General features: G+C 38.8%; 18 protein-coding genes. 15 read left to right on the top strand and 3 right to left on the bottom strand.

What is annotated here, in order from left to right; all coding sequences use genetic code 11:
* The first annotated feature begins 242 nt into the window (after positions 1 to 242).
* On the top strand, positions 243 to 1,934 hold the full coding sequence (locus C9J37_RS06915) for a GNAT family N-acetyltransferase (protein ID WP_107894800.1): 1,692 nt from the start codon (positions 243 to 245) through the stop codon (positions 1,932 to 1,934).
* A 403-nt stretch (positions 1,935 to 2,337) separates the two neighbouring features.
* Here the strand turns inward: C9J37_RS06915 and C9J37_RS06920 are convergent, their stop codons facing one another.
* A complete protein-coding gene (locus C9J37_RS06920) occupies positions 2,338 to 2,934 on the bottom strand; it encodes an NUMOD4 domain-containing protein (RefSeq protein WP_107894801.1) in 597 nt (198 codons plus the stop codon).
* A gap of 208 nt (positions 2,935 to 3,142) precedes the next feature.
* Between C9J37_RS06920 and C9J37_RS06925 the strand changes: the two genes are divergently transcribed.
* From C9J37_RS06925 to C9J37_RS06975, 11 genes are all read left to right on the top strand, one after another.
* A complete protein-coding gene (locus C9J37_RS06925) occupies positions 3,143 to 3,349 on the top strand; it encodes a helix-turn-helix transcriptional regulator (RefSeq protein WP_107894802.1) in 207 nt (68 codons plus the stop codon).
* Positions 3,346 to 3,651: a hypothetical protein gene (locus C9J37_RS06930; protein ID WP_235617047.1), complete on the top strand. Its 306-nt coding sequence runs from the start codon at positions 3,346 to 3,348 to the stop codon at positions 3,649 to 3,651. Before C9J37_RS06925 ends, C9J37_RS06930 begins: the two co-directional genes overlap by 4 nt.
* Positions 3,652 to 3,673: 22 nt before the next feature.
* Positions 3,674 to 4,144, top strand: coding sequence for an SACOL1771 family peroxiredoxin (locus tag C9J37_RS06935; RefSeq protein WP_107894803.1), 471 nt, complete (start codon positions 3,674 to 3,676; stop codon positions 4,142 to 4,144).
* 145 nt (positions 4,145 to 4,289) lie between these two features.
* Complete coding sequence (locus C9J37_RS06940) at positions 4,290 to 4,925, top strand: sugar transferase (RefSeq protein WP_107894804.1); 636 nt, start codon at positions 4,290 to 4,292, stop codon at positions 4,923 to 4,925.
* Positions 4,894 to 6,072 (top strand): glycosyltransferase family 4 protein, encoded by a 1,179-nt coding sequence (locus C9J37_RS06945; RefSeq protein WP_235617048.1) that lies wholly within the window; start codon positions 4,894 to 4,896, stop codon positions 6,070 to 6,072. The genes C9J37_RS06940 and C9J37_RS06945 overlap by 32 nt, the downstream gene beginning before the upstream one ends.
* Positions 6,065 to 7,747 carry a GNAT family N-acetyltransferase gene (locus C9J37_RS06950; RefSeq protein ID WP_235617049.1) on the top strand — a complete coding sequence of 561 codons (1,683 nt, stop codon included), beginning with the start codon at positions 6,065 to 6,067 and terminating at the stop codon, positions 7,745 to 7,747. The genes C9J37_RS06945 and C9J37_RS06950 overlap by 8 nt, the downstream gene beginning before the upstream one ends.
* Positions 7,728 to 8,474 (top strand): GNAT family N-acetyltransferase, encoded by a 747-nt coding sequence (locus C9J37_RS06955; RefSeq protein WP_235617050.1) that lies wholly within the window; start codon positions 7,728 to 7,730, stop codon positions 8,472 to 8,474. Before C9J37_RS06950 ends, C9J37_RS06955 begins: the two co-directional genes overlap by 20 nt.
* A complete protein-coding gene (locus tag C9J37_RS06960; RefSeq protein WP_235617051.1) occupies positions 8,462 to 9,460 on the top strand; it encodes a polysaccharide deacetylase family protein in 999 nt (332 codons plus the stop codon). Before C9J37_RS06955 ends, C9J37_RS06960 begins: the two co-directional genes overlap by 13 nt.
* Positions 9,461 to 9,819: 359 nt before the next feature.
* On the top strand, positions 9,820 to 11,091 hold the full coding sequence (hutI, locus tag C9J37_RS06965) for an imidazolonepropionase (protein ID WP_107894807.1): 1,272 nt from the start codon (positions 9,820 to 9,822) through the stop codon (positions 11,089 to 11,091).
* A 1-nt stretch (position 11,092) separates the two neighbouring features.
* Positions 11,093 to 12,091 carry an agmatinase family protein gene (locus C9J37_RS06970; RefSeq protein WP_107894808.1) on the top strand — a complete coding sequence of 333 codons (999 nt, stop codon included), beginning with the start codon at positions 11,093 to 11,095 and terminating at the stop codon, positions 12,089 to 12,091.
* 136 nt (positions 12,092 to 12,227) lie between these two features.
* Complete coding sequence (locus C9J37_RS06975; RefSeq protein WP_107894809.1) at positions 12,228 to 13,115, top strand: 5'-3' exonuclease; 888 nt, start codon at positions 12,228 to 12,230, stop codon at positions 13,113 to 13,115.
* Here C9J37_RS06975 and C9J37_RS06980 read toward each other — a convergent pair.
* Positions 13,108 to 13,611: a C39 family peptidase gene (locus tag C9J37_RS06980; protein ID WP_107894810.1), complete on the bottom strand. Its 504-nt coding sequence runs from the start codon at positions 13,609 to 13,611 to the stop codon at positions 13,108 to 13,110. The two genes, C9J37_RS06975 and C9J37_RS06980, sit on opposite strands and share 8 nt — an antisense overlap.
* 133 nt (positions 13,612 to 13,744) lie before the next feature.
* Entirely contained in the window at positions 13,745 to 14,089 is a 345-nt protein-coding gene (locus tag C9J37_RS06985; protein WP_407656234.1) for a thioredoxin family protein, read from the bottom strand.
* 401 nt (positions 14,090 to 14,490) lie between these two features.
* Here C9J37_RS06985 and C9J37_RS06990 point away from each other — a divergent pair, with 401 nt between their 5' ends.
* The 3 genes from C9J37_RS06990 (at position 14,491) to C9J37_RS07000 (ending at position 19,953) form a co-directional block, all read left to right on the top strand.
* Positions 14,491 to 16,875, top strand: a complete 2,385-nt coding sequence (locus tag C9J37_RS06990) for a 3-hydroxyacyl-CoA dehydrogenase/enoyl-CoA hydratase family protein (protein WP_107894812.1) — start codon at positions 14,491 to 14,493, stop codon at positions 16,873 to 16,875.
* A 48-nt stretch (positions 16,876 to 16,923) separates the two neighbouring features.
* Positions 16,924 to 18,096, top strand: a complete 1,173-nt coding sequence (locus C9J37_RS06995) for an acetyl-CoA C-acetyltransferase (RefSeq protein WP_107894813.1) — start codon at positions 16,924 to 16,926, stop codon at positions 18,094 to 18,096.
* Between the two features lie 72 nt (positions 18,097 to 18,168).
* Positions 18,169 to 19,953 carry an acyl-CoA dehydrogenase FadE gene (locus C9J37_RS07000; protein ID WP_024362694.1) on the top strand — a complete coding sequence of 595 codons (1,785 nt, stop codon included), beginning with the start codon at positions 18,169 to 18,171 and terminating at the stop codon, positions 19,951 to 19,953.
* The last annotated feature ends 33 nt before the right edge of the window (positions 19,954 to 19,986 follow it).

Raw genomic sequence — 19,986 nt, forward strand, 5'->3', positions numbered from 1 at the left:
ACGACATAGCAAAAAGTGTTAGATTGATTGCAGTTAATCTAACACTTTTTCGCTTTTGTCCCAGTCTCTTTCATTCATTGGATTATGGTCAAGGACCGTGCTAGTTGTTCTAATTTTGTTCTTATATGAATATAGTGGCTACTAAGTGCTGAAATAGGATGCGAAGTGTAACACTAGAAAATAAGCGTTTGGCAAAGAACGTGATGCTTTGTTATTGAAGGCAAAAAGGAGTGACTACACACGTGCTAGAGTATAGACTCGTGACAACGATTGACGAGCTTGAGTCGTATAAGGAAACTTGGACTAAGATACTTGAACGTGAAAAAAACGATAATCCATTTATAGAGTATGGTTGGGTGTCGACGTGGTGGTCGATACTTGGGTGCGAAGAAAATGTGGAAATTTACGTAGTTGAGCATAGTGGAGAGCCCATTGCATTTTTTCCATTTGTTCATGCTATTCGATTTGGTGGCATTCATCAATTTAGCTTTTTAGGACAAGGACTTGCTTCTTATATGGAGGTGATTTCCGAGAAAATTTGGAAAGAGAAAGTGGTGCAATATTTATTAAAAGAACTGACAAACCAATATAAACGGGTTCTTTTCTTGTTCCATGGTTTGCTTGAAAGTAAGGATACTTCTCAGATTTTAGAAAAGTTTACTTTAGAACGACAATTGCCCCATTCAATTTTTCGTGTGGTCACACCTTATATAGATTTTAGAGCAATTGAATTACCGGATTTTTTAAAGAAGCATAAGCGTAAATTTAAAAGTATTTATCGTCGAGAGAAACGATTAAAAGAATATGGTCAACTTACGTTTCAAAAAGTTGATGATGGAAATTTAGATAATATGTTTCAGTTGTTCGAAAGAAGATGGCAAAAGAAAGTAGATACGAGTGGATTTACAAAAGAGCGGACGCGGGCATTTATTGAACAGCTCGCAAAACAACAAAATGAAGCACTTGCTTTAAAAGTTCATCGTTTGCAATTTGAAAATATTTGGATTGGCTTTACAGTAGATATTTGCTGTCGAGGCAGAAACTTTTGTCACACAATGGGGCATGAGCCGGATTTCAATATGTTCGGACCTGGAAGATTGATTGAGAAGGAAAATATGCTACAAGCACATAGTACAAACTTACATCTTTACGATTTTGGCAGTGGCTACGAACCGTATAAGTTTGAATGGTATACTCATTTAGATTTTACAAGAAAATTCATTATGAGTACGACAGGAATTAGGGAGCGACTATTTCGAAATGCAATGGTGCTCCATGAAACGATTTTAACAATAGTAAAAGCAAATCGCAGAATTGTTGAATGGAAACGTAATACATTAGGAGAAATGCGATACTGGTTGACAAAGGCAACTTTGCACGAGTGGTTTTCAATGCTAAAATGTAGGGTTTTTAGTGGACGGGTATTTCATATTTATTATTTACAGTCAAAACGAGGTCATAACAAATCGAACTTTCGTGAAATTTATATTCAATCCGTACTGGAACACGATAAGCGTTCCGAGCTCCTTATGCATTATTTTAAAGGCTATAAACTGTACGGACAAAGCAAACAGGAAGTCGCTTATTTGCGACATGATCAATTGATACGTGAGGAAGCAATTGGATTTATACAGGAGTTGCCACCGAATACTACATATATTAAAAATTATGAACTACCGAACCTCCAAATAATAGTCGGGGAAGTGCAACGAGAAGGGCGAGCAATTTGTACGTCTGCCAATTGGTTTGAATGGAGGAAACGTAAGAAGTTGTCAGCATTGGGATTTCAAAAGGTAGAACGTGTATGGGTCAATCAATTTTTTAAATGGAAAAAAATATATCGTCAACAGGATAAATGGGAAAAGTATTTGTTAAAACAAGGGCATAAATTAGAGCATATTTGGCATCTAGCCATACTTTCCTTGCTTATATAACAAAAAGAGGCGGGGACATAACTAAAAAATTTAAAGAACAGAGGAAAGGTGTTCATAATTTTTTGCTATATGAACTTAGCTATTCTTACTTTTTCAATAAAAAAATTAGAAGTGTTCACTAGTTGTTGGTAGCGAAGGCGGTGACTCCAGCGGGAACAGCACATAATGTTAGACGCAACAGACCGCGCGTTAGCGAGGGTTGCGGCTTACGGTGTGCCCGCGGAAAGCACCGCTGTAGCGGACAACAACGGTATAGCAAAAAAGTGTTAGATTGATTGGGTTCAATCTAACACTTTTTCTCTTTTGTCCTAGCCTCTTTTTTAGCTTGTCTAAATTTAATTGTAACTATCATGCTGTAATGCAGGTGATATTTTGTTAACGTAGTGCATTAGCAAAAATCAAATTAAAAGTGAATGCCTGGTTTATCAATAAGCTTACAGCCTGTGCCATATTTCGCTTTTAAGGCACCTTTAAAGTGTGTTTGTTCAAGCTCTGGAAATGCCTGCTTCCATAGTTCGAATACATTATGATTTGACGCTGTGCCGTCTTTTGTTAGGCGGACAATATGGAAACCGTATTCGTCATTACAACGAGCGAGTGGACGATTTTCTCGCACTGTCATAATGCGTCCGCTTGCCGTTATTTCATAGAGTCCTTCATAGCCTGCAATTGCACGGCTTTCTTCATCTAAATTAGTTGTTTTAATAACTGCCTTGTCAACAGGTTTTTGTTCTTTAGCAGGCGCTTCGGGTTTCTTTTCCTCTGGAAGTTGTTCAACAATAATAAAATCTTTATTGGAAGCTTTATCGCTCATTGTTGCCATTACATTCATAATGGAGCCTACATAATGTAATGGTTTGTCGCTACCTTCTTCATAGACAAAAATATTATAGTCGGTTTTATTTACCTTTTTCATAATAATGTTTCCTGTCGTAATCGTAAAACCGATAAATTTGTTTTTATTTAGTGCTTGCAATGCTTGTTGCTTTGTTAAAGTCATTATTAATTCTCCTAAAAAAATGTTTTTTCTATTTTACCATAAAATTAGTAGTACTGTTTTCTAATGCTTGTTGCAATTGCCCATAGGAAAGAAAAATGCAAAAATACAGTTTGGTAAATTTAAGAAAAATATGTAAAGGATGCTTTACAAAATAAAGAAAGTAAAGTACACTTTACGTAAAGTTAGCTTTACATAGGGGTGGTGAAAAATGAAACAACGCATAAAAGAGCTGAGGGCTTCCTTTGGTTGGACACAGGAACAGCTATCCGAAAAACTAGGTGTTTCTAGACAAACGATTATTTCGATAGAGAATGGTCGTTATAATCCGTCTTTAGAACTGGCGTATAAGATTGCAAAATCATTTCAACTAAGTATTGAAGAAGTATTTATTTTTGAGGAAGGTAGTGATGCATGATGACTTTGGAACAAATGCTAGGTTTTCTTGGTATCGTATTAGGACTTTCAGGCGGTCTTTTTGGACTTTGGTGGGGACGTAGAATGGCTGCACGTAAAAATGGGCTAGATGAAAGATATGAAAAAATTACAGTTCATTCACTGGCAACTGGCTGGAAAATAACGATTATCTCCATCTATCTGCTACTCCTTTTAGTGATTCTTGGTACGCAGTTTTCTACTGCCCAAGTATTAGGGATTCTGTTATTCATTCATATGGCAGGATGGGCATTTTCAACATTGTATTATAATTTAAAGTTTTAGAGTGGAAGGGGGCAAATTCAATATGCAACATCAGTTTAGTATGAATTTATCTTGGTCACAAGGAAGAAATGGTACAGGCAATTTATCAGCCGCTCATTTGAAAACAAATGTATCTATTCCTCGGGAAATGAATGGGCCAGGAATAGGAACAAATCCGGATGAGATGTTATTGGGTGCTTCCGCAACTTGTTATTTAATTACATTTGCTGCTTTACTTGAAAATTCTAAAATTCCTGTCGTGGCATTATCAATGGAGGCACAAGGGTTTGTCGATGTAACGGATGGTGTTTTTACATATGAAAAAATTATCCACAAACCGAATGTCAAAGTAGCTCATCTCACGGAGCGTGAGGAAAGACGTATTAATCGATTGGCACATAAAGCAGAACAAACTTGTATGATTAGTAAAGCTTTAAAAGGAAATGTGCAAATTGAATGTCACCTTCAAATTGAACATACGACTGATGGTCAACCAGCCACCTCAACGATTTAATGATGAAAGGAATTATGCTAGAAGTTTTTCTAGCGTAATTCCTTTTGTCATTTTTACATAGTATTTACTTGGACTGAAATAGTTCTATAAATGGGCGAAATGAATATATAAAGTTAAGCACTAAAAAAATGAAAAGGGTGATGTATTGCACGTACAGACAGCCGAGACACTCACATTTTACGGTCAGTATGGAAAACGAATTTTTGATATAGTAGGGGCACTTATTTTATTGCTTTTAACAATTCCTCTTATGATAGCTATTTTCCTCCTATTACTTATTACTACTGGACGCCCCATCTTTTTCAAACAAATTCGAACGGGATATGATCATCAGCGTTTTATCATATGGAAATTAAGGACCATGTCCATACAGGCAACACCTGTCAATATGCCTGTGATATGTACAGATGGTATACCAGATGATTACTATTTTAAAACTGACCAAGATACGCGCATTACAAAAATTGGTGCAGTCCTTCGTAAGTTAAGTATTGATGAAATTCCACAGCTTTTAAACGTATTAAAAGGTGATATGAGTATTGTTGGGCCCAGGCCTGAAATTCCTGCAATTACAAATAGCTATAGCGCATTACAAGCACGTCGTTTGGAAGTAAAGCCAGGTTTAACAGGGCTTGCCCAAATTAACGGTCGCTCTAATATATCGCATGGACAAAAAATTTCCTATGACCTTCACTATGTGGACCATGTAACTTTTTGGATGGATGTAAAAATTGTTGTGAAAACACTTTTTGTCGTACTGGCCAGAACAGGTGCTTATTGAAAGCAGGAGGTGGAGGATACTGAAGATTGTTCAACTAATCACACGTATGGATAAGGTAGGTGGCGCTCAAAAGCATGTCGAGGCGCTTGCTATAAAATTAAAGCAAGATGCCCATGAAGTGACGATTGTGACAGGGAGTTATGATGCATCATTATGGCGCTTACAAGAGGCGCAAATTGAAGTTATTAGTATCCCAGCCATGCAGCGAGCAATTCATCTGACAAAAGATATGCAAGCGCTTTGGCAATTACGAGCAGCTTTTAAAAAAATGCAGCCTGACATTATTGCGGCACATTCTTCTAAAGCAGGTGCAATTGGACGTGTTGCCGGTCGTCTTTTACGTATTCCAACAATTTTTACTGCGCATAGCTGGAGCTTTACAGAGGGAGTGCCGCCCAAAAAACAATTAATGTATCGTCAGCTTGAAAAAACTGTCCAACCACTCACAACAAAAATTATTACCGTTTCTGATTATGATCGCAAGTTAGCGCTAGCGAAGGGAATCGCACCCGCTCATAAAATGCAGACCATTCATAATGGTATAGAACATTTAGAAAGCATAATGGCACCAAATAGAGTATGGAATGAACAGCCTCAACTTGTTATGGTCGCTCGCTTTGAGATACCGAAAAGACAGGATCGATTGCTAGAAGCTTTGTTGGCGTTACGTGACATTCCTTGGCATCTTCAATTTATTGGGGATGGTTCTTTACGTCTGCCATTAGAAAATTATGTGAAAGACAAAGGGTTATCAGAGAGAGTGACCTTTTTAGGCAATCAATTGGATGTCACAACACTACTTGCTGAAAGTCAAATCTTTGTATTGTTATCCGACTGGGAGGGCCTGCCTATTTCAATTATTGAAGCGATGAGAGCTGGGCTTCCCATTATTGCGACGGATGTTGGTGGAGTGAATGAATTAGTGACTGATGGTGAAAATGGATTTTTAATTCCTCGTGACGATGAAAATCAGAGTCTATTAATAAAAAAACTAAAACAGCTTTTAGCAGATAAAACACTTTGCGAAAAAATGGGCGATGCAAGCGAACGCCGTTTTTTACGAAACTTTACGTTTTTGCCTATGTATCAAAAGACGCTCGATATTTATGAACAAGCTATTTCAAAGTTTGCTAAGAAGGGTGATTAAATTGCAATTACTTCGCATTCGAACGGACGATGAACTTGTGCTTTATAAGGAGATATGGGATGACATTTTAGCGCATGAACAAAATGATAATCCATTTATTGAATATGCATGGTTTTATAACTGGTGGATTACGATTGGAAGAAAAGAACGAGTGGAGCTATATGCTGTTCAAAAGGATGAGGATATTATAGCGTTTTTGCCATTTACGGTAAAAATGCTTTGGGGAGTGCGCATATATGCCTTTACAGGTGAAAAAATAGCTCATTATACAGGAATCGTCGCAAGGAAAGAGTGGCAACTTTCTGCCATTACGTTCGTATTTGATGAGCTTATGAAAAAGCACCGCCACGTATTATTTTCCTTTCATGGATTACTAGAAAGTAAAGAATCATCAAAAGTAATCGAGCAGTATTTTGTTGAAAAGCAATTACAACCTCGTATTTTTCGAGATGTAACACCGTATCTCGCCTTTTGCGAAGTTGATTTCGATAGCTATTTTAAGGAAAGGGAAAAAATGCATGATGTCGAACGTCGGAAAAATAAGCTGCGAACATTTGGCTATTTGCGCAAGAAATCGCCTGTACAAGAAGACCTAAGAGCATTGTTTCAGTTATACGATAGATGTTGGCTAAAAAAAATAGATACGAGTGAGTTTACAAAAGGGAAGAAAAAAGATTTCTTTGAAAGGCTTATGCTACTGCAAGGGGAAGCAATGCAAGTCGAGGTAGATGCTCTTGCTTTTGACAATCAATGGCTAGCTTTTAACTACGGTATTTGTTGTCGGGGACGTTATGTAACGTATGCAAGCGGTTATGAGCCCAACTTTACAAGTTTTGGGGTAGACCACTTACTGAATCAATCCACAATAAAACGTATTTTTACAGAAAACTACCTTTTGTACGATATGAGTGCTGGTTATGAGCCTTCTAAATTCGCGTGGCGTTCTGGCATTGATTTTACAAGGCGGCTAGCGGTGAGTAGTAACACGAAGCGTGCCAAGTTATTATTTAGACGATTTGTATGGAAGGAACGCATAAAGGAAATGTTGCGCAGTAATCAGCGCGTTGTCAAATGGACACGTCATACGCTTGGTCATTTACGCTATTTAGTAAAGTATGGGAAAGGGAAAGATTGGCTAGAATATGGACAACAATTCGTTGAAAAGTTTGTTCGTTTAAAGCGCGTGGAATTGTACGAGTTATCCCCAACGGATCGAGTAATACCACAGCAACCAGTAGGAGAGTTGTTTGAGGAAATGACGATTCAAGAGGCGATACAAATCGATCAGGAAGAGCTTATTTCCTTATTGTCTAAGGGATATACCATCTATAAAGATTCCTTTGCTCAAACGAGTAAGCCTGCTTTTGCTTTACATACGGAAAATTTACGTGTGGATGCATTGCAAATTGTTGAGCCATTGCCAAAGCAAACCTATTTTTTAACTTATGATCTCTATAAAAATATCGACATTATCACAGCATATATTCAAAAAGTAAAACCAGATAAAACACTGTGGATAACGGCAAATTTTTGGCAATGGCGTAAGCGAAAACGTCTACAACAAATAGGCTATAAACGTATTTCTCGAATGAAGCATTTTAAATGTGCTCGTTATGAGCGCAATCATGTAGAAAATTACACAGAGAGTGGGGGCGATGTTCATTCTATCCATTAGAAGTAAGCGATGGAATATCGCGATGCAGCATATTTACTTTGCAGAAAAGATAGCAAATACTAGAAAGCCGATGAAGTTAGTTTGTCACACACATTCACTTGTTCCAAGTCGTAAGTTGATTAAGCGTGAAGCGGTTCATATTCGATTAACAGATCATGAGTACATGATGTTGAGTGCACTGTCGAAAAACACTCGAAAACTATTGCGTCGTGCACAAGAAGAGTCCTATCAAGTTTTCTTATATAAAGAGCCTTCGGAGGATAATTTACGAGCATTTCAACAGTTTTATAATGAGTTTGCCAAAAGGAAAAAAATCGACCAAATAAATAAGCCTCAAATGGAAGCAATCATGCTATTAAATCAACAACATGCTTTGTTATTGTCAGAGGTGCGGAGTATTTGTGGACAAACCTTATGCTATCGACTGGATATTGTCCATGCACAAAAAGCGATGTCCTATTATGTAGCGACCTGTCATGCTAGCGCATTACCTACACATTTAAAACGTCCTATGCGCTATGCGAATCGTTTCTTGTTATGGCACAATTTCATGTATTTAAAACAGCAAGGGTTCGTTCTATATGATATGGGTGAGCTAACAGATATCGAAACGGTTCGTCAATTTAAATTGAGTTTCGGTGGACAAGTTGTAAACGTATATTCTGGTTACATCGCACATTCGAGAATAAGTGCGTTGTTATTGGGCGTGCAAAAGTGGAGAAAATAGCAAGCAAAGTCAATCATGGAGGTTTTGTTATTTCCTTGGACTTTGAGCTAAATTGGGGTGTCCATGATGTATTTAGGTATGGGCAATATAATAAAAACTTATATGGAGTACGTCAGGCCTTACCTAAAATCCTAATGCTGTTTAAGGAATATGAAATTCATGCAACATGGGCCACTGTTGGCTTATTATTTGCGGAGTCTAAGGGAGAAATGGCGCACTACTTGCGAGGCATTCCAGTGAAGTACGAGCAAATGAAGTATGCAGCACATTCACAACTTGCAAAAGTAGGTGAAAATGAGCAAGAAGATCTTTTACACTTTGGCAAATCGTTAATAGAACAAATTATTCAAACACCTTATCAGGAAATTGGTAGTCATACGTTTTCGCATTATTATTGTTTAGAGAGTGGACAAATTGAATCGGATTTTGAAGCGGATTTGCAGGCGATGTCCATGATTTGTGAAGGATATATTGCACCGATGAAGTCGATTGTTTTTCCACGTAATCAGGTAAACGACAACTATTTTGCTGCGTGTCAGCAAGCAGGCTATGTTTGCTATAGAGGAAATGAACGGCATGATTTATACAATCCGAAAAAGTTCACAAAAAAAAATCGACTATCATTAGGTGCAATGAAATGGCTGGATAGCTATGTTAATATTACGGGCAATCATATGGTCCGATTAGAAGAAATGAAAGAGGATGCATTTATTAATGTTCGAGCAAGTGCATTTTTAAGGCCTTACAGTCGTATTTTACGTGCATTTGAGCATCGCAAGATACAACGAATTAAAGAAGGGATGCTTGCTGCTGCTAAGGAAGGGGCCTTTTATCATTTGTGGTGGCATCCACATAATTTTGGAAGACATATTGATAAAAATTTAGCGATGCTTGAGGAGCTTTTGCAATATTATCAAGAATTGCAAAGAGACTATGATTTCCAAAGCTATTCCATGTACGAGGTAGCAATGCTATGTAAGCAATAACATTTCTGTATAGAGTGTTATTGCTTTTTTTGTCTTGCTGTGAAATTTAGTTGCTACTCTAAAGAGGGCAATGAAGCGTGCGCTAAAATTAACTCGCTGAATGTTACAGATTTGAAAAGGTACTATTCGAGCAGTTTCGAACATATGGATTCATTTTGCGCTAATGTCTAATGGATCGTTAGGTTTTATAGAAATTTTAAGAGAATAAGAGGGAATTGCGCGGGGCGTGACGAAGATGTAAGTACCTTACTATAGGGCTGCTTTACATTGACTAAGCGTGTTCATATTTTAGTGAGATCATAGTAATGAAAAGTTCACTTAACGGATGAGGGTTATACATAGACAAAGGGGAGTTAGGGATGAAGGACAAGCAACAAAAGCCAATTTGGATTCAAAATATTTCTCAATTAGTAACACTTGCAAGTGACAAGAAAGGACCGCGAGTACGAGAAGCAATGCGAGAGCTTGCTATTATTGAAGGAGGAAGTGTTTGGCTTGAAGATGGTGTGATTCAAGATCTTGGTACAACACGAGAAATGATATTAAAATATTTACCCCGTGCAGAGGAAGCGGAGATTGTCGATGCTACAGGGAAAATTGTCACGCCCGGTTTGATTGATCCTCATACCCATGTTGTTTTTGGCGGTAGTCGTGAACATGAATTTGAGATGCGTTTAGAAGGCGCGAGCTATATGGACATTATGAATGCTGGGGGAGGCATCCATGCAACAACTCGAAAAATGCGCTCGTTGACAGAAGAACATATCTTCAATCAGACGACGAGACGCTTGGACTTATTTTTACAACATGGTGTTACGACGTTAGAAAGTAAAAGTGGCTATGGCTTAGACTTAGAAAACGAGTTAAAACAATTACGGGTTATGCAACGATTGCAAAATAAGCATCCGATGGACATTGTGCCGACCTTTATGGGCGCACATGCAGTACCAGAAGAATATCGAGAAAACCCAGAGCACTTTGTTAACTTAGTTATTGATGAGATGATTCCTGCAGTGGTGGAAGAAAAGCTTGCAAAATTTATTGATGTATTTTGTGAAGTCGATGTCTTTACACCCGAGCAAGCAGAACGTATTTTATTGGCTGGCAAGGCACAAGGGCTTATACCTAAAATACATGCCGATGAAATTGAAGAAAATCAGGGGGCGCATGTTGCGGCAAGAGTAGGTGCTATTTCTGCTGAGCATTTATTAAAAGTGTCGGATGAAGGTATTGAAGAACTTGCTAAATCGGGCGTAATTGCATGCTTATTACCAGCAACAGCATTATATTTAGGTGAAAAACCAGCACGTGCCCGAGATATTATTGACGCAGGTGTACCTGTAGCGATTTCGACTGATTGTAATCCAGGTTCATCGCCAACGATTTCGCTGCCACTTGTTATGAACTTAGCATGCATCACAATGAAAATGACGCCGGCAGAAAGCTTATGTGCCGCTACCTATAATGCGGCTTGTGCATTGCAAATTGAAGATCGCGTAGGCTCTATCGAAATTGGAAAACAAGCTGATTTAGTGCTTTGGGATGTCCATAATCATCAAAAATTACATTATATTTTTGGTGTGAATCATGTGAAAAAGGTTTGGAAAAAAGGTGTGAAGGTGGTAGGTTAAGATGTTTATCCAACCTGAATGGCAATGGAAACAAGAAAACGGCTCAGGCATGCATCAGTGGATTAAGCAAAAGCAAAACCCACATGCAAATGATGTAGATATTATTGTCTATGGAGCCTTATTATCTTATGCGAGCGATCCTATGAAAAAAGCGCAGTATCCTACTGCTTTTCGGAAAGCGTGGTCAAGCTTTCAATCCTATAATTTAGACGAACAAGTAGATTTGCGTTCATTAGCAATTGTTGATATTGGAGACGTGGCAATCGACTCGACCAATCGCATGCTTTCGGAATCTGCTATTGAGGCAGCCGCTGAAAACTTAAGTATCGCTTATCAGAAAAGCTTCACTTGCCTGATTGGTGGTGACCATGCAATCACGGCTTGTTCATTAAGAGGGATTAAAAATGCTTTTCCGAATGAGCGAATTGGCATTATTCAACTTGATACGCATTTAGATGCAAGAAATCAAGAAGATATAGGTTTAGCAATGAATTCACCGATTCATCAACTAATCGCATCAGGCGTTGTAGAGGGGAAACATATGTATAACGTTGGCTTGCATGGCTTTTTTAATTCACCAGAAATGATTTATTATGCTCGTGAGCAAGGAATTCATATGATTACGTTAAAGCAGATGCGACGTGATGGTATCCAGTTGACTATCCGTGAAATGCTACGTCAGCTTATGTATGAGGTAGATAGGATTTATGTATCCGTGGATTTAGATGCATTGGATATTACGTTTGCCCCAGACGTACCTGCAGCCACACCTGGTGGATTAACGGCCTATGAATTATTTGATATTTTAAAGCTGATTGGTGAAAATGAAGGTGTACGGCATATTGACTTTATTTACCCTGATCCAAAACAAAATGAACTTCGCTTAGAAACGGTGAAAACGGGGGTTACTGCATTTTTGCAATGGCTGACCGGCATTCAATTGGATCATCGTAATCGTATATCAAGGAAAGAAAAGGCAGGCTATGGAGCTACTCCATAGTCTGTTTTGCTACGGGCGGACGCTTCCCGCGGGCACATCTAAATTGTTTGGGTGCCTGACACCTTCCTAAAATTGTTTGAGTGCCTGGCACCTTAAACTGTTATAATAGAATAATAGATAAGAGAGGATTTTTATTATGACTACAAAACCTAAATTACTCATTGTTGATGGTATGGCGTTGTTATTTCGTTCTTTTTTTGCATCAGCAGCAATGGGGCATTTTATTCGATTAAAGGACGGCACACCAACGAATGGTGCGCAAGGATTTGTGCGCCATGTGTTGACGGCACAATCTATTATGCAACCAACACATTTAGCTATTTGCTGGGATATGGGGGCACAAACATTCCGCAATGAATTATATGATGGCTATAAAGCTAACCGTCCAGCACCGCCAGAGGAGATGCTTCCTCAATTTGATATGGCTAAAAATTTAGCTCAACATATCGGATGGCAAAATTTTGGCGTTGTCGGTATGGAGGCGGATGATTTAATCGGCTCGATGATTACGAAGTGGCAGGATGAAGCTGATATTACGGTTATTAGTGGGGATAAGGATTTATTACAATTGCTCACACCGACAACGCAAATTGCTTTTACAAAAAAAGGTTACACTGAATATGATCTTTATACACATACACGCTTTAAAGAAGAATATGGTATAGAGCCAATTCAATTTGCGCAAGTAAAAGCGTTTATGGGTGATACGAGTGATGGCTACCCAGGCGTTAAAGGAATTGGACCTAAGCAGGCACTGACACTTATTCAAATGTATGGCTCGATTGATAATGTGATCGCTTCCTTAGAGGACTTAAAGCCTGGTCAGCGTACCAAAATTAAAGACAATCTGGATATGCTGAAGTTATCACATGAACTTGCAACGATACAAACGAATGTACCGATTGAAGCCGATTTTGCTCATTTAGCAGTACCAAACTATGAGCACCAGACGATTAATGCAATAGAGGAACGTGGCTTTACACTTATTGCGAAGCAAGCACGTTCATTGTATGCCCTTAGTTAGGTGCTATTTTAACGAAGCGTAACACGTTTTGATTTTGTTGAAATAGAGCACTACGAATTTGACTGTCGCGATTGTTTCCTCCGTTATCGTGGAAAATTAACAATAGCTTATCATCTTGTACTTCATAACCAATAAGTGGTACCCAATGGTAGGCAAAGGTCGATTTTTTATCAAACCATTGTAGGCTAAAATAACGGTCAAAGCGCATTGCCACGGGGCGACCTGCGTCAATTTCTTGCAGCGCCTCTTTTAATGTGCAATTGCGTATGTCCCATGTCGGTAACAGCTTTCGAAGGTTAGTAATTAAACGCCATTTAAACAAACCAACTTTGGTGCAACCAAGGATTTGGTAAAGGTCATTTACCGATGGAGCTGACAGGTCAAAGTACTTCAGGATGACATGGACTGTTGTCGGCCCACAGGCAGAGTTACGATAATGAGGTGCAATAGATGCATCGTATTGTGATTTTCCTTGTAATGACAAATGCTGTTTCATTATTATCTCCCTTCCAAAAAACGCTTTATAATCTACGTGTTTTTAATAAGGTGTTTGCTTTCGATTGATATAGAAGAAAAAATAGTATGCCAAGGGATACCCAGCATACTATTTTTTCTTTTGTTACGATTTATTATTGTTGAGCAGCTAAAAACTCCGTAACTTGTTGTGGTGTTTTAGCGTTCGCACTATGTAAGTGGGCTAATTTTTCACCGTTTTGGAAAATTAATAAACTTGGAATACCCATTACATCGTATTTATCAGCGATTTCTGGCAGCTCGTCACGGTTAAGCTCATACCAATCAAATTGGTTGTATTCTTCAATAATTGGGTCGATGAACATATTCATACGTGTGCAATCTGGGCACCATCCAGCATAAAATTTTACAAGTACTTTTTGTTCACCAGAAATAAGCCCATTAAATTGTTCTGCAGTTGTTATTGTTTTCATTAGTAAATCACTCTCCTTGCTTTCCATTTTACACATTTTCTCTTCAACCTGAAAGTTATCTGTTTGGGATATGTGAAAGCTACTTATTGTCTTGTTTTCGCTCGTAAAAAACAAAAAAAGTTGTATATCGCAAAAATAATTATAGAAAAAAGATTGCTAATTTAGACAAAATAATCTACACTAAAAACAGAAAAAGTAGTTTTATTTTCATTCAGTGGAAGACATTTCTCGTAATTTAAGAAAGTGAATTGAGTGAAAATAAGTCTCTGGCGATTGTCACAGATTTTGAGCAATGGTAGTGTAAAACTTCGCATTCATGCTAGATGGGTCAAAATCTATGCGCAAAAACGCCGAAGCACAATTTTGATTTTTTTTGACCAAAAAATGAATGGTCATTCATTCAATGGGAGAATAAGGGGGAATTGCTTGTGACTTACAACATTAAAAAAGCGGCTGTTCTAGGTTCTGGGGTAATGGGTTCTGGAATTGCAGCACATTTAGCAAACATCGGTATTCCAACATTATTATTAGACATTGCACCAAAGGAACTAACGAAAGAGGAGGAAGCAAAGGGGCTTACGTTAGCACATCCAGCTGTAAGAAACCGCTTTGTAAATGGAGCTCTTCAAAAGTTATTAAAGCAAAAACCAGCACCACTTACTTCTAAGAAAAACTTATCGCTTCTAACGGTGGGGAATTTTGAAGACGATTTAGACAAACTGAAAGATGTCGATTGGATTATTGAAGTTGTCGTAGAAAATCTAGTGATTAAACAAAGCCTGTATGAAAAAATTGATGCTGTTCGTACGCCAGGTACAATAATCAGTTCTAATACATCGGGCATTAGCATTAATGCGATGGCTGAAGGACGTTCAGAAGATTTCCAACAACATTTTTTAGGGACACACTTCTTCAACCCTCCGCGCTATTTAAAATTACTTGAAGTAATCCCGGCAACGACAACTGCACCAGACGTTGTTGACTTTATGAAAAAATTCGGTGAGGACATTCTTGGGAAAGGTGTTGTATTGGCTAAGGATACACCAAACTTTATTGCCAATCGCATCGGCACATACGGTCTGTTAATCACTTTACAGCAAATGATGCAAGGTGGTTATTCAGTCGGAGAGGTAGATTCAGTGACAGGACCGCTCATTGGTCGCCCAAAATCAGCTACTTTCCGTACATTAGATGTCGTTGGCTTAGATACATTTATCCATGTGGCAAAAAATGTATATGACCAAACGACAGGAGAGGAACAGCAAGTATTTGCAGTACCTGAGTTCCTACAAAAAATGGTGACAAACGGCTGGCTAGGTGCAAAGTCTGGTCAAGGTTTCTTCCAAAAGAAAGGAAAAGAAATTTTAGAAATTGACCCACATACTTTAGCTTATAGTCCAGCTAAAAAATTACAAACACCTTCGATTGAAATGGCGAAACAAACGCGCGGACTAGCGAACAAAGTGAAGGCATTAACATACGCAAAAGATCGTACAGGTGAGCTTTTATGGGGAATTTTTGCACCTACACTAATTTACTCTGCGCAGTTACATGGTGAAATTGCTGATGATATCGTCGCAATAGATAATGCCATGAAGTGGGGATTCGGCTGGCAGCAAGGTCCATTTGAAATTTGGGATGCCATTGGTGTAACTGAATCTGTTGCGAAAATGGAGGCAGAAGGTCGAGAGGTTCCACTATTTGTGAAAGATATGTTAGCACAGGGCTTTACTACATTCTATTCAGAAATAGACGGTGATGTAGCGTATTATAACGGTTCACAATACGTGAAAGTTCCAGTGAATGAAAAAGAAATTAACTTAAAGCGTTATAAGAAAAAACATGGTGTTATTAAGTCCAATAGCGGTGCTAGCCTAATAGATTTGGGTGACGGTATTGCGTTACTAGAGTTCCATTCCCAATCCAATGCCATCGGTTTAGATATTATTCAAATGATTAACTACGCAATAGATGAAGTAGAAGCAAATTATAAAGGCTTGGTAATCGGAAACCAAGGCAAAAACTTCTGTGTCGGAGCGAACTTAGGCATGATTTTAGTAGAAGCACAGGATGATAACATCTTCGAACTAGATTTTGTTATTAAAGCATTCCAAGATGCTATGCAAAAAATAAAATATTCAAGAAAACCAGTTGTCGCTGCACCGTTCGCTATGACATTAGGTGGGGGCGCAGAAGTATGCTTACCTGCTGCACATATCCAAGCGACAATGGAAACTTATATGGGCTTAGTAGAAGTCGGTGTTGGCTTAATTCCAGGCGGTGGCGGTAACAAAGCACTTTACCAAAAATTCTTAAAAGGTTTACCGCATGGTGTGGAAGTAGATTATCAACATATTGCCAATAAAGTGTTTGAAACAATTGCCATGGCGAAAGTATCAACTTCAGGTGAGGAAGCACGAGACAATAACTTCCTAAACTTTGCAGATGGTATTTCAGTCAATGCAGATCACCAAATTTATGATGCAAAGCAGGCTGCTTTGGCACTTTATGAGGCAGGCTACCAACCACCGGTGCCAACAAAAGTTCCTGTTGTCGGTGCATCAGGTTACGGTACGTTACTAATCGGTGCTCAAGGGATGTTTGAATCAGGTTTCATCAGTGAACATGATTTAAAAATTGCCAAGAAGTTAGCGTATGTTATCGCAGGTGGAAAAGTTCCATACGGCACATTAGTAGATGAACAATATCTCTTAAACTTAGAGCGTGAAGCATTCCTAAGTTTAGTAGCAGATCCACTATCGCAACAAAGAATGCAACATATGTTGTTAAAGGGAAAACCACTTCGTAACTAATTAGATAGATGACTATATTTGCACATGAAACAAAGGGGGATTTAGACGATGCGTGAAGCCGTTATTGTAGCAGGAGCACGAACTCCTATTGGAAAAGCGAAAAAAGGTTCATTAGCAACAGTAAGACCAGATGATTTTGGGGCAGCAGTTGTCAAAGAGACATTGAAAAGAGCGGGCTATGAAGGGCCTATTGATGACTTAATTTTAGGGTGTGCAATGCCTGAAGCAGAGCAAGGCATGAATGTTGCACGAAGCATTGGTGCACTTGCAGGGCTACCGGATACGACACCTGCTTTGACTATTAACCGTTTTTGTTCATCGGGTTTACAGGCAATAGCGTATGCAGCTGAACGTATTATGCTTGGTCATTCAAAGGCAATTCTTGCTGGCGGTGTTGAGTCTATGAGCATGGTACCAATGGTAGGGAATACACCACGCTTAAATCCAACATTAGCCGAAACAGCCCCTCAATATTATATGGGGATGGGGCATACAGCAGAGGAAGTCGCACGACAGTATAATGTTAGCCGTGAAGATCAAGATGCATTTGCTGTACGCTCGCATGTGCTTGCAGAAAAAGCAATTAAAGAAGGTAAATTCAATGATGAAATCGTCCCAATTGAAGTAGAACAACATTATGTGGATGCTAATAATAAACTACAGGTGAAAAAATTTACTTTCAGTATGGATGAGGGGGTACGTCCTGGCACATCTGTAGAAGGCTTAGCGAAACTTCGCCCTGCCTTTCATGTAAAAGGTAGTGTGACAGCAGGTAACGCTTCACAAACTTCTGATGGTGCAGCAGCAGTTCTTGTGATGGATCGTGAGGAAGCTGAAAAGCTAGGGATGACACCAATGGCGAAGTTTTTAGGCTTTGCGGTAGGTGGTGTCCCACCAGAAGTGATGGGAATCGGTCCAATCGTTGCAGTACCGAAAGCACTTGATATTGCCGGTTTATCTATAGAGGACATCGATTTGTGGGAAATTAACGAAGCATTTGCTTCACAGTCTTTACAAGTTGTACGTCATTTAGGCATCGACCAAGAGAAGGTTAATGTCAATGGTGGCGCAATTGCATTAGGACATCCACTTGGCGCAACCGGTGCAATTTTAACATTAAAACTTATTCATGAGCTGAAACGTCAAGGTAAAAAATACGGAGTTGTCACAATGTGTATCGGCGGCGGTATGGGCGCTGCTGGAGTATTTGAGATTCTATAAGTTATGTGAAAATTGTTTAAGAATTGCGAATTGTATGTGTGCCTGGCACCGAAAAATAAGGAGGAATTGGACATGACAGAAAAAACTACAGATATCATTAAAGGCGGCGGATTTATTATTGAGGATGTGGCGTTAGATCGCGTATTTACACCTGAAGATTTTACAGATGAGCAAAAAATGATCGCCAAAACAACGGAAGAGTACGTTGCGAATGAAGTATTACCTGTCGTTGAAAACTTAGAACATCATGAGTTCGAGCATTCAGTACGTTTACTAAAAACTGCTGGTGAGCTAGGCCTTTTAGCGGCGGATGTACCTGAAGAATATGAAGGTCTTGGTTTAGATAAAATTTCTTCAGCATTAATCGCAGAAAAAATGTCTGTAGCAGGTGGTTTCTCGATTACACATGGTGCGCATGTGGGGATTGGTTCATTACCAATCGTGCTTTTCGGGAACGAAGAGCAAAAGCAAAAGTATTTACCAAAGCTTGCTTCAGGTGAGTTAATTGCAGCTTATGCTTTAACTGAGCCAGGTTCAGGTTCCGATGCATTAGGTGCTAAAACGACTGCCAAGCTAAATGCTGCTGGTACTCATTATGTTTTAAATGGTGAAAAACAATGGATTACAAACGCTGGATTTGCTGACGTATTTGTTGTGTATGCAAAAATCGATGGCGATAAATTCTCGGCATTTATCGTAGAACGTGCATATAATGGTGTTTCTGTTGGGCCAGAAGAAAAGAAAATGGGGATTAAATCTTCATCAACTCGTACATTAGTGCTTGAAGATGCAGAAGTACCTGTTGAAAATCTGCTTGGTGAAGTAGGTCGTGGACACGTCATTGCCTTTAACATTTTAAATATCGGTCGCTATAAATTAGGTGTAGGTACAATCGGTGGCTCAAAACGTGCATTAGAGCTAGCGATTCAATATACGAACCAACGTCAACAATTTAAAACAAAGCTTTCTGATTTCAACCTAACAAAAGAAAAGCTATCGACTATGGCGTCTCAACTTTATGCGTCAGAATCATTAAATTATCGTACAGTTGGATTATTTGAAGATCGTCTAAGCCAATTAAGCCCTGAAGAACAAAAGCAAGGGAAAGTCATTGCAAATGCAATTGCAGAATATGCAATTGAATGTTCGATTGCGAAAGTATTTGGGTCAGAAACATTGGATTATATTGCTGATGAAGCGGTGCAATTACATGGTGGCTATGGCTTTATGGCAGAATATGAGGTAGAGCGCATTTATCGTGACTCTCGAATTAACCGCATTTTCGAAGGAACAAATGAAATTAACCGCATGATTGTGCCTGGCACATTTATGAAAAAAGCATTAAAAGGCGAATTGCCATTATTGCAAGTCGCACAAAATTTACAACAAGAATTGCTGATGATGATGCCAGAAGAAGTAGGGACAGAGCCACTAGCACAAGAAAAATATCTTGTGAAAAATGCTAAGAAAATCGCTGTGTTAGCAGCAGGTATGGCAGCACAACGCTACGGTGCGAAGCTTGACCAAGAGCAAGAAGTATTGGTAAATATCGCGAATATCGCAAACCAACTATTCGCTATGGAGTCCGCTGTGTTACGTACAGAAAAAGCGATTGCTCGTGAGGGTGCAGAAAAATCGCAACAAAAATTACTTTACACGCAAATTTTCTGCCAAGAAGCTTTTGCAGAAATTGAGAAAGAGGCAAAGGATACAATTCTTGCTTCAGCAGATGGAGATGCTGCACGGATGACATTGTCAGCGCTTCGCAAACTGACTCGCAACAATCCTTATAACCTTATTGCTAAAAAACGTGAAGCTTCCGTTAAACTTATCGAAGCTGAAAAATTCATCGTCTAATACGAGCTATGAACAGACTGTAGATACCTTAAT

This window comes from Lysinibacillus mangiferihumi (genome assembly GCF_003049665.1).
Classification (GTDB): Bacteria; Bacillota; Bacilli; order Bacillales_A; family Planococcaceae; genus Lysinibacillus; species Lysinibacillus mangiferihumi.

Excerpts from the sequence above, each read along its gene's own strand:
- C9J37_RS06920 (WP_107894801.1), bottom strand. The coding sequence starts at position 2,934 with ATGACTTTAACAAAGCAACAAGCATTGCAAGCACTAAATAAAAACAAA.
- C9J37_RS06925 (WP_107894802.1), top strand. The coding sequence starts at position 3,143 with ATGAAACAACGCATAAAAGAGCTGAGGGCTTCCTTTGGTTGGACACAG.
- C9J37_RS06930 (WP_235617047.1), top strand. The coding sequence starts at position 3,346 with ATGATGACTTTGGAACAAATGCTAGGTTTTCTTGGTATCGTATTAGGA.
- C9J37_RS06935 (WP_107894803.1), top strand. The coding sequence starts at position 3,674 with ATGCAACATCAGTTTAGTATGAATTTATCTTGGTCACAAGGAAGAAAT.
- C9J37_RS06955 (WP_235617050.1), top strand. The coding sequence starts at position 7,728 with ATGTTCATTCTATCCATTAGAAGTAAGCGATGGAATATCGCGATGCAG.
- hutI (WP_107894807.1), top strand. The coding sequence starts at position 9,820 with ATGAAGGACAAGCAACAAAAGCCAATTTGGATTCAAAATATTTCTCAA.
- C9J37_RS06970 (WP_107894808.1), top strand. The coding sequence starts at position 11,093 with ATGTTTATCCAACCTGAATGGCAATGGAAACAAGAAAACGGCTCAGGC.
- C9J37_RS06975 (WP_107894809.1), top strand. The coding sequence starts at position 12,228 with ATGACTACAAAACCTAAATTACTCATTGTTGATGGTATGGCGTTGTTA.
- C9J37_RS06980 (WP_107894810.1), bottom strand. The coding sequence starts at position 13,611 with ATGAAACAGCATTTGTCATTACAAGGAAAATCACAATACGATGCATCT.
- C9J37_RS06985 (WP_407656234.1), bottom strand. The coding sequence starts at position 14,089 with ATGGAAAGCAAGGAGAGTGATTTACTAATGAAAACAATAACAACTGCA.
- C9J37_RS06995 (WP_107894813.1), top strand. The coding sequence starts at position 16,924 with ATGCGTGAAGCCGTTATTGTAGCAGGAGCACGAACTCCTATTGGAAAA.
- C9J37_RS07000 (WP_024362694.1), top strand. The coding sequence starts at position 18,169 with ATGACAGAAAAAACTACAGATATCATTAAAGGCGGCGGATTTATTATT.